At 63.0% G+C, this 14208-nt stretch carries 13 protein-coding genes and 1 pseudogene; 13 read left to right on the top strand and 1 reads right to left on the bottom strand.

All coding sequences use genetic code 11. The features are described from left to right. Positions 1-69 precede the first annotated feature (69 nt). The 3 genes from QNO18_RS23360 to QNO18_RS23350 are packed head-to-tail and all read left to right on the top strand — an operon-like array spanning position 70 to position 3639. Entirely contained in the window at positions 70-1638 is a 1569-nt protein-coding gene (locus QNO18_RS23360; protein ID WP_283179868.1) for an ABC transporter ATP-binding protein, read from the top strand. After that, positions 1635-2705 carry an ABC transporter permease gene (locus QNO18_RS23355; RefSeq protein WP_283179867.1) on the top strand — a complete coding sequence of 357 codons (1071 nt, stop codon included), beginning with the start codon at positions 1635-1637 and terminating at the stop codon, positions 2703-2705. The genes QNO18_RS23360 and QNO18_RS23355 overlap by 4 nt, the downstream gene beginning before the upstream one ends. A gap of 7 nt (positions 2706-2712) precedes the next feature. Then, on the top strand, positions 2713-3639 hold the full coding sequence (locus tag QNO18_RS23350; RefSeq protein ID WP_283179866.1) for an ABC transporter permease: 927 nt from the start codon (positions 2713-2715) through the stop codon (positions 3637-3639). Positions 3640-3647: 8 nt separating this feature from the next. Here QNO18_RS23350 and QNO18_RS23345 read toward each other — a convergent pair whose 3' ends face one another. After that, a complete protein-coding gene (locus QNO18_RS23345) occupies positions 3648-4514 on the bottom strand; it encodes an aldose 1-epimerase family protein (RefSeq protein WP_283179865.1) in 867 nt (288 codons plus the stop codon). A 1247-nt stretch (positions 4515-5761) separates the two neighbouring features. Here QNO18_RS23345 and QNO18_RS23340 point away from each other — a divergent pair. The 10 genes and pseudogenes from QNO18_RS23340 to QNO18_RS23295 all read left to right on the top strand — a co-directional run. Then, positions 5762-5932 (top strand): annotated as a pseudogene (locus tag QNO18_RS23340) (IS110 family transposase); the annotation flags it as partial. A gap of 414 nt (positions 5933-6346) precedes the next feature. After that, complete coding sequence (locus QNO18_RS23335; protein ID WP_283179864.1) at positions 6347-7573, top strand: ABC transporter substrate-binding protein; 1227 nt, start codon at positions 6347-6349, stop codon at positions 7571-7573. Positions 7574-7582: 9 nt separating this feature from the next. Beyond that, positions 7583-7858, top strand: coding sequence for a hypothetical protein (locus tag QNO18_RS23330; protein ID WP_283179863.1), 276 nt, complete (start codon positions 7583-7585; stop codon positions 7856-7858). Beyond that, positions 7804-8451 (top strand): branched-chain amino acid ABC transporter permease, encoded by a 648-nt coding sequence (locus QNO18_RS23325; RefSeq protein ID WP_283179862.1) that lies wholly within the window; start codon positions 7804-7806, stop codon positions 8449-8451. Before QNO18_RS23330 ends, QNO18_RS23325 begins: the two co-directional genes overlap by 55 nt. Next, positions 8451-9440 (top strand): hypothetical protein, encoded by a 990-nt coding sequence (locus tag QNO18_RS23320; protein WP_283179861.1) that lies wholly within the window; start codon positions 8451-8453, stop codon positions 9438-9440. Before QNO18_RS23325 ends, QNO18_RS23320 begins: the two co-directional genes overlap by 1 nt. Further along, complete coding sequence (locus QNO18_RS23315) at positions 9437-10168, top strand: ATP-binding cassette domain-containing protein (RefSeq protein WP_283179860.1); 732 nt, start codon at positions 9437-9439, stop codon at positions 10166-10168. The genes QNO18_RS23320 and QNO18_RS23315 overlap by 4 nt, the downstream gene beginning before the upstream one ends. Next, positions 10161-10865, top strand: a complete 705-nt coding sequence (locus QNO18_RS23310; protein WP_283179859.1) for an ABC transporter ATP-binding protein — start codon at positions 10161-10163, stop codon at positions 10863-10865. Before QNO18_RS23315 ends, QNO18_RS23310 begins: the two co-directional genes overlap by 8 nt. Positions 10866-10868: 3 nt before the next feature. Next, entirely contained in the window at positions 10869-12383 is a 1515-nt protein-coding gene (locus QNO18_RS23305) for an amidase (RefSeq protein WP_283179858.1), read from the top strand. Beyond that, entirely contained in the window at positions 12383-13534 is a 1152-nt protein-coding gene (locus tag QNO18_RS23300; RefSeq protein ID WP_283179857.1) for a transporter substrate-binding domain-containing protein, read from the top strand. The genes QNO18_RS23305 and QNO18_RS23300 overlap by 1 nt, the downstream gene beginning before the upstream one ends. After that, complete coding sequence (locus tag QNO18_RS23295; RefSeq protein ID WP_283179856.1) at positions 13527-14162, top strand: hypothetical protein; 636 nt, start codon at positions 13527-13529, stop codon at positions 14160-14162. Before QNO18_RS23300 ends, QNO18_RS23295 begins: the two co-directional genes overlap by 8 nt. Positions 14163-14208 lie beyond the last annotated feature (46 nt).

Genomic DNA, 14208 nt, shown 5'->3' with positions numbered 1-14208 from the left:
CCCTGTCCACCAGCGACATGCCCCGCGAGGCCAGATCGGGGCTGCGGGTTTTTCATGAAGGATCACTCCATGCAGGCATCTGTAGGGGCGATGGCGGATGCGTCATCTGCAACCCCCGGCCCGGTTGTTGCGCTGAAAGGCGTGACGAAAAGATATCCGGGCGTGATCGCCAATAACAATGTCAGCGCCAGTATTTACGCAGGCGAGGTCCATGTTCTTCTTGGCGAAAACGGAGCGGGGAAATCGACCCTGGTCGGCATGCTGTCCGGGCTGCAACAGCCCGATGAGGGGCATATCGAGATCGCGGCGAAGCGCGTTACCGTAACCTCGCCGCGCCATGCATTGTCATTGGGCATCGGCACGGTGTTTCAGCATTCGATGCTGGTGCCGTCGCTGTCGGTTGTCGATAATTTCACCCTTGGCGGTGCCTGGTGGAAGCGCCCCGACCGCGAGGGCCAGGCGGCGCGCATCCTTGAGACCGCCGCGCGGCTTGGCCTGCGGGTCGATCCTTTCGCTCTGGTCGCGACTTTGTCGCTTGGCGAACGCCAGCAGGTCGAGATCCTGCGCGCATTGATGCGGGGTTCGCGCTGTCTGATCCTTGATGAGGCGACTGCGATGCTGACGCCGCAGGAGGCGGTGTCGCTGGGGGAACTCATGCGCCGTCTGGTGGCAGAGGGGCTGGCGATCATCTTCATCACCCATAAGCTGAATGAGGCGCTGGCTTATGGTGACCGGATTTCAGTGCTGCGGTTGGGGAAAAATGCGGGCGAGATCGGGCCGGAGGAATTGCGCGCGCATACGGATGCTGAAAACACGGCCCGGATCATCGCGCTGATGTTCGGCAGCGGCGCGGAGCAGGGCGAGGCGGCGATGCGCGCGCTGCGCACGCCTGGGCCGGTCGTGCTGGAGGTCGCAGGCCTGACCGCCGGATCTGGCCGTATCCCATTGCAAAATATGACATTCGCGGTGCATCAGGGCGAGATTTTCGGCATCGCGGGGATTGACGGCAATGGGCAAAAAGAACTGGCGGAGGCGTTGTCAGGCCAGGTGCCCTCGCGCGGGTCGGTGCGGCTGAACGGGCGCGAGATCGGCGCGCTGACCGTCGGCGGCCGCCGCGCGGCGGGGCTGCGCTATGTGACCGATGACCGGCTGGGCGAGGGCACCGTCGCCACTTTCCCGGTCGCGGTGAATTTCCTTCTGAAAGAGATAGGGTCTTCGCCCTTCTGGAAGAAAGGGGTCGAGAAACCGCAGGCGATCCGCGCCCAGGCCGAAGACCATGTGAAGAAATTCGACATCCGCACCCCGGGCGTTCAGACCCCGGTGGGCAAGCTCTCGGGCGGCAATATCCAGAAAGTGCTTCTGGCGCGCGAGCTGACGGGTGCTGCCGAGGCGGTGATTTTCGCCAAGCCAACCTATGGTCTTGATGTGCAGAATATCCGCGCGACCCGCGCCCGCATCCGTGACGCGGCCGAGGCGGGGAAGGCCGTCCTGCTGATCTCGACCGATCTCGATGAACTGCTGGAGCTGGCCGACCGTATCGCGGTGATCGACCGGGGCCGCATCTGCGGCATTGTGGAAAACGGACCCGGCGCGCGCGACGCCATTGGCCGGCTGATGAGCGCGGGAGACAGCGCATGAGCGACACAAGCCTGACCACGCCGGCGCGCGCGGGCCGCGACTGGCTCTGGATGTTGGGCCTTTTGATCGGGCCTTTGCTGGCGGCACTGGCGCTTGGCGCGCTGATCCTGATTACGATGGGGGTCAACCCGCTGGATTACTACGCTTTTGTGGTAGAACGCTCGATTTTCAGACCCTCGGGGCTGGAAGCGACACTGACCCGGATGGGGCCGCTGCTTCTGATTGCAGCGAGCCTGATCGTTGCCTTCCGGGCCGGGATCTGGAATCTCGGCGGCGACGGGCAGTTTCTGTTGGCCGCCGTGCTGGTCGCCGCGCTGACGCCGCTGATGTTTGCCGCCGGTATGCCGGTCTGGCTGGTTCTGGCCACGGGCCTTGTCATCGGGGCGGTGATTGGCGCCGCCTGGTCGGTGCTGCCGGCGATCCTCAAGGCCTGTCAGGGCATCAATGAAATCATCACCACGCTGATGATGAGCTTTCTGGGCGTCTCTTTCGCCAATGTGCTGGTGAAGCTTGCGTTTCTCGACCCCGCCACCACCACGCCGCAGACAAGGACGCTGCCGGTCGAGGCGCGGCTGCCGCGTCTTTTCGACACGACGGTTTCTTCGGGGCTGATCATCGGGCTGGTCGTGGTGATCCTCGTGCATCTGATGATGACGCGGACGGCCTTCGGGATGCGCTTGCGGATCGTGGGGGCGAACCCGCGCGCGGCGATCCATGCCGGGCTGTCGGTTCCGAAACTGACCATCGCGGTCTTTGCGATTTCCGCCGCGCTTGCGGGCCTGTCGGGCGCGGTCGATATTCTTGGAACGCAAGGCAATGTGCGCGCCGACTGGAACCCGGCCTATAGCCTGACCGTGGTGCCGCTGGTCTTCCTGGCGCGGCTGAACGGGTTCGGATCCATCGCCTATGTCTTCCTCTTTTCCGCCCTGACCATCGGCGGAGAAAGTGCTGCGCGCCGCCTCGGTGTCCCGAGCTTCTTCTCGCTCGTCATCGTGGCGCTGTTGCTGATCACCCTCGGCCTTGCCGAATATGCCGACAAGCGCCGCCGCGCGCGTGCCAGAGACTGAGGACCTGATGTTCACGGAAACCTTCCTCATCACGCTTTTCCTTGGCGCCGTCATGGCGGGGATCCCGCTATTGCTTGCGGGCCTCGGTGAGCAGCTTTCGGAAAAAGCGGGGGTGCTGAATATCGGCCTTGAGGGCATGATCCTCGCCGGGGCCTATGCCGGGTTCCTCACCGCCTGGGCCAGCGGAAGTTCCGCCCTTGGTTTTGCCGGCGGCGCGGGGGCGGGGGCGCTGGTGGCAAGCCTGATGGTGGTGTTTTGCGTCATCCTGGGGCTGAACCAGATCGTGATTGGCATCGCGCTGACCTTGCTGGTGCAGGGGCTCACCGCTTTGTTGCATTTCGTGCAATTCTCGCGATCCTATCCCAGGCTTGACGGGATGCAGAGCTGGCGCATCCCCGGCCTCGCCGATATCCCGGTCCTCGGGCCGATGTTCTTCAGCCATAATCCGGTGGTCTATCTTGCGGTCATCCTGGTCGCGGTTTTCGCCTGGATCTACCGCATGACCCATCTCGGATCGGCTTTGCAGGCGGCGGGCGACAAACCTGCGGCGCTGGATGCGGCTGGCGTCGATGTGATCCGCACCCGCGCGCTGGCGGTGCTGACCACCGGAGCACTGGCCGGCCTTGGCGGGGCCTTCATGTCAGTTGCAGTGGCGGGCGTCTTCATTCCCTTCATGAGCCATGGCAATGGCTTCATCGCCATCGTGCTTGCGATGCTGGCGCGGGGACGCCCGCTCTGGGTGCTGGGCGGCGCGCTCTTGTTTGGCGCAAGCCTTTCGATGACAACCGCGCTTCAGGTCGCGGGCGTCAATGTGCCGGTCGATGTGATCCAGATGCTGCCCTTCGCCATGGTCATGCTGGTGCTGCTGGTCGCCGGCCGCAAGGCGAGCCTGCCCGCAGCCCTTGGCGAAAGCTTTGAGCGCGGTGCCAGATAGGGCAGGGGTTAAAGCGCCGCCATATCGACCGAAAGACCGAACTCGCGCGTCTCACCCTGGGCCAGGGTAAGGCTGAAGGGCCGCGCTGCCAGCTCTGGCCCGGCGCCAATCTGGCCGGGCAGGCCCTGCCAGGGCTCAACACAGAGAAACCCGGCCTGCTGCGGGCGCCAGAGGACCAGATTCTCCAGGCCCTGCCAGCGGATCACCAGCCCCCGGTCGCCCGAGCCGTAAAACAGCCCCTCGCCTGCACCCCGGGCGAGGATGATCGAGGAGGACGGGAAGAAGGTCTCGTCCCGGATCTCCAGCCGCCCGGCTTCAAATGGTGTGGCAATCTGACCGCCGGTCAGGAAATTCTCGCGCTGTTCCGCAGGCGCGGGCGCGGCACCGTTCAGGAGCCGCACCTCATGAGCGCCAGCCACACCCGGCAAGGGCAGGGCAAAGCCGGGGTGATAGCCAAAGCTGAAGGGCATCGGCCGGGTGCCGGTGTTTTCAACCCGTGTCCGGCAGTCAAGCCGGTCGGCTTCCAGCCGGTAGCTCTGCTCCAGCCGGAACGCGAAAGGATAGAGACGGCGGCTGGTTTCATCGGCCACGAGGGCGAAAGTGCAGCTGTCGGGAGTGCTTTCAACCAGCGTGAACCGGCTTTCCATCGCGAAGCCATGGATGGTCATCGGATAATCGACCCCGTCAACGCTGACGCGATTGTCGATCGCCCGGCCACAGATCGGGAAGAGCAGCGGGCTCGACTGGCCCCAGAATGCCGGGTCGGCCTGCCACAATACCTCGCGCGGGCCGTGTTTCAACGATCGCAGCTCGGCCCCCATAACAGCGATTTCCGCCGTCACAGAGCCATTCTCAAGGCTGATCCTCTCAGTCATTCTGTCCTCTCCCGTTCGCGGCCATGACCGCTTCTGCCGCCCGCATTGGCGCATGTTCCGGCCGCCCTCTGTCACTTCGGCCAGCACCGCCGTCGTAATGCCACAGAGATGCATCGTCACCTTGCAGCCAATATCGGCCGCGCGGCGCGCATCGTCGTGACGGTCCCGGCACCAGCACATAATCAGAAAGGCAGCGCCATGACACTGCGCCTCGCAAAAGGACCTAAAGCCACAGCGACGGATGATACCCTCCGCCCCGGTCCGCGCCAATACCGTGCCCGTTCGGTGGCTCAGCCGGGTATCCGGGGCGCCGGGAGTTACGAAGCTCAAAGAAACCAGCAGGCCATGCTGGTCAGGAAAGATGGGCGGTTCACAGCGAGTCGGGCCGCGCCCGCGACCATCGCGCAAGGTGAACAGCTGCCTCAGTCCGCGCTGTCACCGAACGGCGTTGTAACAGTCGCGCGCCGGTCTGGTGACGACCCGGGCCCCGGTGACAAAAGCTGCCCGCCCGCTTAGACCCACCGCAACCCTCCCCGAAAGCGGCCTCAGCGATCCCGGTCACGGCACAAGAAACCACGGGCACGGGGCGCGGCAATCGTCCTCATCACTTGAGTGGAATTCCCTCCACAGCAAAGAACCCGCAGCCCAAGGTGTTTGATCCGGTGAAGGCCGCCGACCAACCCCATTTCCATAACATCGCGCCAGATGCGACGCGCGCCACAGGGCTGGTCTCTGGCCTTGAAGCTCGCCTCGATCGCCGTGACGAGTTTGGCGTCATAGCACTCGCGAGGGCTGGTCGGGCGGGTCAGCCAGGCATGGAAACCGGACCGCGAGACCTCCAGCCCCTCGCAGAGCCAGCTGACTGGCCGGATATGACGATGCCTGGCAATGAAGGCGAACCTCATATCGTCTCTCACGCGAAAAAAGCTGCCGCTTTCTTCGAGGCATGTCACGCTCCGTGCGAGGATGTGCGACCTCTTTCTTCAAGGCTGAAAACCCGGCCCGATCGGCCCGTTCCCGAGAAGCGCCGTGGCCGGTGTCGCGGTCAGTTCCGGCATCCACCGCCGAAGAATACTTCGGGCAATATCAAGGTCACGCGCGGCCTTAGCAACCGCCACACCACGATCCGTCACCAGCCTGACGGCCTCGATCTTAAACTCACCGCTGAACTTCCGTCTCGTCATATCCATTCTCCAGTTCCCTGGTCACGATCATCCTATATTCGTGTCCACGAAACCGGCAGAAGTTCAGATGCCGAGACCAATGCCGAAGCAGCGCTACGCCCCAATCCGCGCGGGGTTTCAGAGAAGACCCGGGATCAGTTCGACCAGCAGGTGCTGCACCGGGCTCGCGCGCGGCTCGTCTCGCGCCGCACAGCGCCGATCAACCAGATCCTCTGCTTCCTGATCGAGCAGGGTACATGTGAGTGGCTTCCGAAGTCGTGCTGAACTATCGATTGTGAACAAGAGCCGGCAGATACATATGGGCAGACCCCAGCCGAGTTTGCCCAAACCTTCGCACTGCAACTGGCCCGATGGCGCAGCTATCGGCACGGCAATACCCTGGCGGAGGAAATTTTCTGTCGGTATCTTTACAGCGGACAGCAAGATAACTAGCATGCGCGGCGAGCGAGGCGGAATCCTGATTCTGCTGCGACAACTGCGTTGCACCGTTCAGTATCGAGCCAGGATCAGGACAAACGGGTCCGCAGATCTGGCTTCAAAATCAAAACTACCACACTGATCAGGACGTCTGGCACCATTTGCGTTGCTGTCTGTTGCTTGCGCAGCACCTGGCCTGTTGCCGGCCCTTCCCCCAACACCGGAGCTTCCATGTCCATGAACCGCCGTCAGGCGTTGGGCGCCTTTGGCGCTGCAACTGCCCTCAGCCTCACCTCGGCCCATGCCTTTGCGCAGGAGGGGCCGATCACGGTATCCGCCCTTTACGACCAGTCGGGGGGGCTCGAATCCTACGGCCAGCCCATCGTTGACGCGCTGCGCTTTGCCGTAGATGAGCAAAATGCAAAGGGCGGGCTGCTGGGGCGTGAGGTGAAACTCAGCATCTATGATCCGCAGTCGAATATGCAGCTTTACGCGCAGTTCGCCCGTCAGGCAGCGCTGTCTGATAAACCGGCGGTGGTCTTTGCCGGTATCACCTCGGCCTCGCGCGAAGTGGTCCGCCCGATCATGCGGCAGTTCAACACGCTTTACTTTTACGCCAACCAGTATGAGGGCGGCGTCTGCGACCGCAACATGTTCGCAACCGGCGTGACCCCGGGTCAGACCGTTGAAAAGCTGGTCGACTATTCGGTCAAGAACAATGGCGGCAAGGTCTACATCGTCGCCGCCGATTACAACTATGGCCAGATCATCGCCGATTGGGTCAAGAAATACACCGCCGATCACGGTGGCGAGGTGCTGGGCGTCGAGTTCTTCCCGATGGATGTGACCGATTTCAAGACCTCGATCTCGAAGATCCAGGCGGCAAAACCCGATTATGTCTGGTCGGCACTGGTCGGCGGCGCGCATATCTCCTTCTATCGCCAGTGGAAGGCGGCGGGGATGCTGGGCAAGATCCCGATGTCCTCGACCACCTTCGCGGGCGGCAATGAGCATGTGATCCTGACGCCTGCGGAATCCGATGGTATCATGGTCTGCCAGAACTATCTGCAGGAGCTGGACAATCCGCTGAACCAGCAGTTCGTCGCTGATTTCCACGCGAAATTCGGCGCGGATTACCCCTATATCACCGAGCTGGGCATGGGCGCCTATCAGGGCTTCCGTCTCTGGGCGGCGGGCGTTGAAAAGGCGGGAACCACCGACCGGCTTTCGGTGATCGAGGCGCTGGAGACTGGCATTTCGCTGGATGCCCCCAGCGGGCGCGTCACCATCGATCCGAAAACCCATCACACCACGATGGATGTGCATATCGCGCGGGTCGAAAACGGCGGCCTGATTCCGGTCGAGACGTTTGAGCAGCAGCCTCCGGCTGACACCGCCCTGGTCTGCGACCTGATCGCAAACCCGGATGACAACCAGCAATACGTCATCGATTTCTAAGGAAAAAGCATGGATTTCGCGTCCGTCCTCGTGATCGAAATCCTGGGGTCCATTGCCATTCTGGTGCTGATCAGCATCGGTCTGGCGGTGGTTTTCGGGATGATGAAGGTCATCAACATGGCCCATGGCGAGTTTCTTATGCTCGGCGGCTATGTGGCAATCTATGGCACCAACTATGCCGGTCTGAACTTCTGGATCAGCGCGCTGATCCTGGCCCCCTTGTGGTGGGAATGGTCGGCCTGGCGCTGGAATGGCTGGTCATCCGTCACCTTTACGGGCGGATGATTGATACCATGCTGGCAACCTGGGGGATCAGCCTTGCACTGATCGGTGGCATGACCATGCTGGTGGGCAATACGACCACGGGGATTCCGACGCCGCTTCCAAGCGTCAGCATCGGCGACTACTCCGTCAGCGGCTATGTGATCTTTCTGATCGCGCTGGCGCTGGCGGTGTTCGCCGGGCTGTTTTGCCTGTTCAAACTGACAACCTTTGGCCTGCAGGCGCGGGCTACTACGCAAAATGCCGAAATGGTTGCAGCCCTTGGCGGCAAGCCGCGCCGGATCTATGCGCTGACCTTCGGCCTGGGGGCCGCGCTTGCGGGACTTGGCGGGGCCGCCCTTGCGCCGCTGACCGGGGTGATACCGACCATCGGTGCCTCTTACATCGCAAAGTCGTTCATCACGGTGATTTCGGGCGGGGCGGCGGTGATCGCCGGCAACCTCTCGGCCTCGGTCCTCTTTGGGTCGGTGGGGCAGATCTTCACCTATGTCTTCACCCCGGTGATCGGTGAGGTCGCGCTTTTGCTTACTGCCATCGTGCTGATCCGCATCCTGCCGCAGGGCATCACCGGCCGCTTCTTCAGGAGGTCGATCTGATGACCCGCATCCTGCAACCCACGTTGCTTTTCGCAGCTCTGGTGCTGGGACTACTGGCCCCGGGCTGGCTGGAGCTCTTCACCATCTATGAATTCACCGCCTATCTCATCATGGCGGTGCTGGCACTGAGCCTTGCCTTTGTCTGGGGCAAAGGCGGGATCATGTGCCTCGGCCAGGCCGCCTTTTTCGGCCTGGGCGCCTATGCCTGGGCAGTGGGGGCGATTAATTTCGGCCCAGGCATAGCTGCGCTGGCCATTGCCGTGGCAGTGCCCGCAGCTTTCGCGGCGGTGCTTGGCTATTTCATGTTCTATGGCCGCATCAATGACATCTACATCGGGGTCATCACACTGGCGGTGACGCTGATCCTCTTCAACCTGATCAACTCTACCTCGGGGCCGCAATACCGCATCGGATCGGCGCTGCTCGGAGGCTTCAACGGCATGACCGGCATACCGACGCTGGCCTGGCCGGGTGGGATACCGCTGGATCCGGCCGAGATCTTCCGCCTGACGGTCATCGTGATCGTCGCGGCGATCGTCGCCATCGCGCTCTACCTGAAGACAACGCCCGGCAAGACCGCGATCGCCGTGCGCGAGAACGAGGTCCGGGCCGAGCTGCTGGGCTATAATGTGGCGCAATCGAAGCTGATCACCTTTACCCTCGGCGGGGCGCTGGCGGGGCTTGGCGGCTGTCTCTTCGCCAATTGGGGCGCTTTTGTCAGCCCGACCATCTTCAGCCTCGTGCAATCGGCGCAGATCATCATCTGGGTGATCGTGGGCGGGCGCGGCACGCTGATCGGGCCGATCCTGGGTTGTATCGCGCTGCAATGGGCCACGACGAAACTGGGCACCCAGCAGGTTGTGCAGGTCAATCTGGTGCTGGGCCTTGTGCTGACCTTCTTCGTCCTCCTGGTGCCGCAGGGGATCGTGCCGCTGATCACGGGCCTGTTCCGCCGCAAGCCCAAAGCCGAAACGGAGCAGAGCGCATGAGCGGCGAGATCATTCTTCAGGCCCGGGGCCTTGGCATCAGCTTTGGCGGTGTCGACGCGGTCAAGGCGGTGGATTTCGAGCTGCGCCAGGGCGAGCTGCGCTGCCTGATCGGGCCGAATGGTGCGGGCAAGACCACCTTCTTCCGGCTGCTCTCGGGCCAGTATGCGCCGACACGCGGCGCGGTGACGTTCAGGGAGAAGCCGCTGGCGGGGCTGAAACCCTGGCAGATCGCCCGGCTCGGGATCGGCATCAAAACCCAGGTGCCCAGCCTTTTCGAGGGGCTGAGCGTTCAGGAAAACATCGACATGGCGGCGCGTCGGCGGGTGCGGGGCAAGGCGGTTGCCGGGGTTGTGACCGATGTACTGGACCATATCGGCCTTGGCGATCTGCGCCATCGCGCCTGTGCTGAACTGGCGCATGGTCAGCGCCAATGGGTCGAACTGGGCCAGATGCTGGCGATGAAACCCGCCGTCGCGCTGCTTGATGAACCGGCGGCGGGCATGACCCATAGCGAGAGCCTGAAAACCGTCGAAATCATCCGCGACATCACACAGCACAGCGCAGTGATCGTGGTCGAACATGACATGGATTTCATCCGCCTGATCGGCGAGCGCGTCACCGTATTCGAGCGCGGCGCAGTGATCGCCGAGGGCAGTTTCACTGAGATCTCAAAGGATCCGCAGGTGCGGGCCGCCTATCTTGGCCGCAAGGAGAATGCAGATGCTTGAGGTAAGCGGTCTGAAATCGGGCTATGGCCGTGTGCCGGTGCTGCGGGGGGTCGATCTGACGCTCGCCCGTGGTGAATGTATCGGGCTTCTGGGTCGCAACGGCATGGGCAAAACCACGCTTTTGCGTGCCATTATGGGCGAATTGCCGAACTGGGCGGGCGAGATCCGCAAGGGGGGGCATAGGCTCACGGGCAAGCCGGTGCAGACGCGTGCCCGCGCCGGGATCGGCTATGTGCCGCAGGGAAAACAACTTTTCAAGCTGCTCAGCGTTGAGGAAAACCTGCGCATGGGCTGTGTGAAGAAATTCCGCGCCGCCCGCGAGAGGATCGCCGAAGTGCTTGACCTGCTGCCGCGCCTCGTGCCGCTGCTGGAACGCCCTGCGGGCATGCTTTCGGGCGGCGAGCAGCAGCTTCTGGCGCTTGGCCGCTGCCTTTGCGGCGAGCCGGATCTGATCCTGCTGGATGAGCCGACCGAGGGCATCCAGCCCAATATCTGCGACGAGATCATCGATGTGCTGATCCGTCTGCGCAAAGAAAAGGACCTGTCGATCATTCTGGTCGAACAGGACATCGATTTCCTCTGGTCGATCTGTGACCGCGTTCTGGCGGTCGACAAGGGCAGCGTGTCGAAGACCATCGACCCGAAAGCCGCCGGATCGGAAGAGGAAGCCAGGGCATTTATCGGGATCGAGGGCTGAGACGTGACCATCCGCAAACCCAATTTCGACGATATGCTGGCCGCAGATCAGGATCTGGGCCTCGGGCTGAGCGAAGACGAGCTGACCACCTTCACCACCCTGATGGAGGCCGTGGCCGAAGATTACGCGATCGTCGATGCGCTGACCCCGGAACTGCCCGAACTGCGTTATCCGCGAACCCCCGGCCATTACCCCACGCCGGAAGAGAACCCCTATAACGCCTGGTATGTGAAAACCCGGGTCGAGGGGCGGCAGGGCGGCCCGCTTTCGGGGCTGCGCATGGCGCTGAAAGACAATGTCATGCTGGCGGGCGTGCCGATGATGAATGGCGCCTCGACCCTGCGCGGCTATGTGCCGGATGTGGACGCGACGCTTGTCACCCGGCTGCTGGATGCCGGCGCGGTGATCGAGGGCAAGGCGCAATGTGAATATTTCTGCGTCTCGGGCAGCAGCCATACCGGCGCGCAGGGCCCGGTGCGCAACCCCCATGACGAGACGCGCTCGGCGGGCGGGTCTTCCTCGGGCTGTTCGGCGCTGGTGGCTGCGGGCCTGGTCGATGCCGCTATCGGCACCGATCAGGGCGGATCCGTGCGGATCCCGGCGGCCTATGCCGGTTTTGTCGGCATGAAACCGACGCATGGGCTGGTGCCCTATACAGGGGTGATGCCGGTCGAGATGACGCTGGACCATGCCGGGGTAATGTCGGGCAATGTCGCGACCAATGCGCGGGTTCTGACCGCGATTGCCGGGGCGGACGGGCTTGATCCGCGCCAGCAGGCACTGCCTGCCGCCACGGATTACAGCGAAGGGCTTGCGGCGGGGGCCAAAGGCCTGCGTGTCGCAGTTATCCCCGAGGGCTTTGGCTGGCCGAATTCCGAACCCGATATCGACAGGACGGTCAGGGCGGGGGCAGAACGCCTTGCCAAGCTGGGCGCCACCGTCGACGAAGTCTCAATCCCGCTGCACCGCAAGGGCCATGCGATCTGGACACCGATTGCCACCGAAGGCACGGTCGCCCAGATGGAAGGGCTGAATTACGGCTCCAACTGGAAGGGGCTTTACGTCACCAGCCTGATGCGGGCGCAAAGCGACTGGCGCGATCATGCGGCGGATTTTCCCGATGATGTGAAATCGGTTCTGCTTGCGGCGCATTACTTCCGGGGTCAGTATCGGGGGCAGACCTATGGCAAGGCACAGAACCTGGTCCGCCGTCTCAAGGCGGCCTATCTGGCGGTGCTTGCGGATTACGACATGCTTTTGATGCCGACCGTTCCCCTCAAGGCCCCGAAACTGCCCGAACCGGGATGCGGTCCGGCGGAATGGGTCGGACGCGCGCTGGAGATGAACGCAAATACCGCCCCGTTCAATGCCACCGGCCTGCCCGCGATCAGTCTGCCCTGCGGTCGGGCCGAAGGCCTGCCGGTCGGAATGATGCTGGTCGGGCGCGATCACGCCGAGGCGCTGCTTTACCGCGCGGCGGCGGCCTGGGAAGCGGCCTTCGACTGGAAGACGCTGTGATGCAACTTCTCAATACGCGGCGGGAAAGCTGGCCCGTCGGACTGCTCTTCTCAGAGACGAGCCAGACTTCGGCGGTCGAACACAGCCAGGCCTGTGCGACCTTGCTGGCGATTGACGAGGTGAATGCGGCGGGCGGCATCAACGGCCTGCCGCTGGAGCCCTGCCGGCTGCCGGTCGGGCCGCATCCGGATGATTATTGTCTCGCGGCGGAAAAGCTGGCCGATGACCATGGCGTGCGGGTGCTGTTCGGCACCCATATGTCCCATTCACGCAAGGCCGTGCTGCCTGTCGTTGAAAGCCGCGAGGCGCTGCTGTTCTACCCGACGCTTTATGAAGGGTTCGAATTCTCGCGGAATTGCATCTATACCGGTGCCGCACCTAACCAGAACTCGGTCCCGCTGGCGCGGCATCTGCTGCGCCATCATGGCAGGCGGGTGTTCTTCATTGGCAATAACTACGTCTTTGCCCATGAATCCAACCGCATCATGCGCGATCTCTTTGAGCAGGCCGAGGGCCAGGTGGTGGGCGAGGTTTACCTGCCCTTTGGCGCTCCGGATGACGACCTGTCGGATGTGATCGCAAAGATTGAGGCCCTGCGCCCCGATGTGATCTACTCGACCGTGGTCGGCAGCGACACGATCCGGCTGCACCGGGCTTTTGCCGGAACCCGCAGCCGGGCAGGGGGGGCAGTGATCGCCAGCCTCGCGACCAACGAAGCGGATCTTGCACAGATGGACGCAGAGCTGTCCGAAGGCTTCCTTGCTGCGGCGCCCTGGTTTTCCACTTTGCAAAACCCGGAAAGCCAGGTCTTCCGCGCCGGGATGCAGGCCCGTTTTGGCGGGGATATTGCGCTGACCTCCGGGGCAGAAGCCGCGTATTTCCAGGTTCACCTCTTCGCACAGGCGGCGCGGCAGGCGGAGCTGCCTGCGCTGGATGCGGTGCTGGCCCGGCTGGCAGATGTGCGTTTTTCTGCACCCGAAGGCGAGGTGCGGATCGATGCTGCGACCCATCACTGCTGGCTCTGGCCGCGGATTGGCAGAGTTAATGACCAGAATGCCTTTGAGGTGATCGAAGATGCCACGGCCCCGGTAAAGCCCGAACCCTATATGGTCGAGCACAGCTTCGGGGGTGATCTGATCAGCCATGCCTAAGCCCAGCGGCCAGCCAAAGATCAGCGATCTGAAAGGCACCAGGGTTCTGGTGCTGCTGCCGCCCGGACGCGAGGCCGAGGCGCTGATGACCCACCTGATCCGCATTGGCTGCCTGCCGCGTCTTGACTGGCCGATCCCTGCGCGGCTGTCCGACGATATTGACGTGGCAATCGTCACTGTCGATTCCGATGCGCGCGCCGATGTCCGGGTTCTGATCACCAGCCTGACCGATCTGAGCCCGCCGATCATTGTGCTTGTCGGCTATGAGGATCCCTCGACGCTGCAACTGGTGCTGGAATTGCGGGCGGCTGCGGTGATCGAGCGCCCGGTAAAACCCTTTGGCCTTCTGACCAATCTGATGATCAGCCGTGACATCTGGAAACGCCGCCGGAAGAACCTGGAACGGATCGCTGCCGCCGAACAGCGCCAGGCCGCGCTTTCCGTTGTCGATATCGCCAAGACCCTGCTTTGCAGGGTCCGCAATATCGAAATGGCCCAGACCCACCGCTATCTGCAAAAGGCCGCGATGGATGGCCGCATCTCTATCGAAGCTGCGGCAGAGCGTGTCATTGCCGGGATCACCGCAGAGACACATGGCCAGGGCCCGCCGCACGATCCGCCGGACTGACCTCAGCCGGCTTACCACCCGATCCTGACCACTTTCGCAACGGGCT

The organism is Gemmobacter sp. 24YEA27 (assembly GCF_030052995.1).
In the GTDB taxonomy this organism is placed as follows: Bacteria; Pseudomonadota; Alphaproteobacteria; order Rhodobacterales; family Rhodobacteraceae; genus Pseudogemmobacter.
Note: the sequence above shows the minus strand (reverse complement) of the source record. Positions and strands in the feature narration are given on the sequence as shown.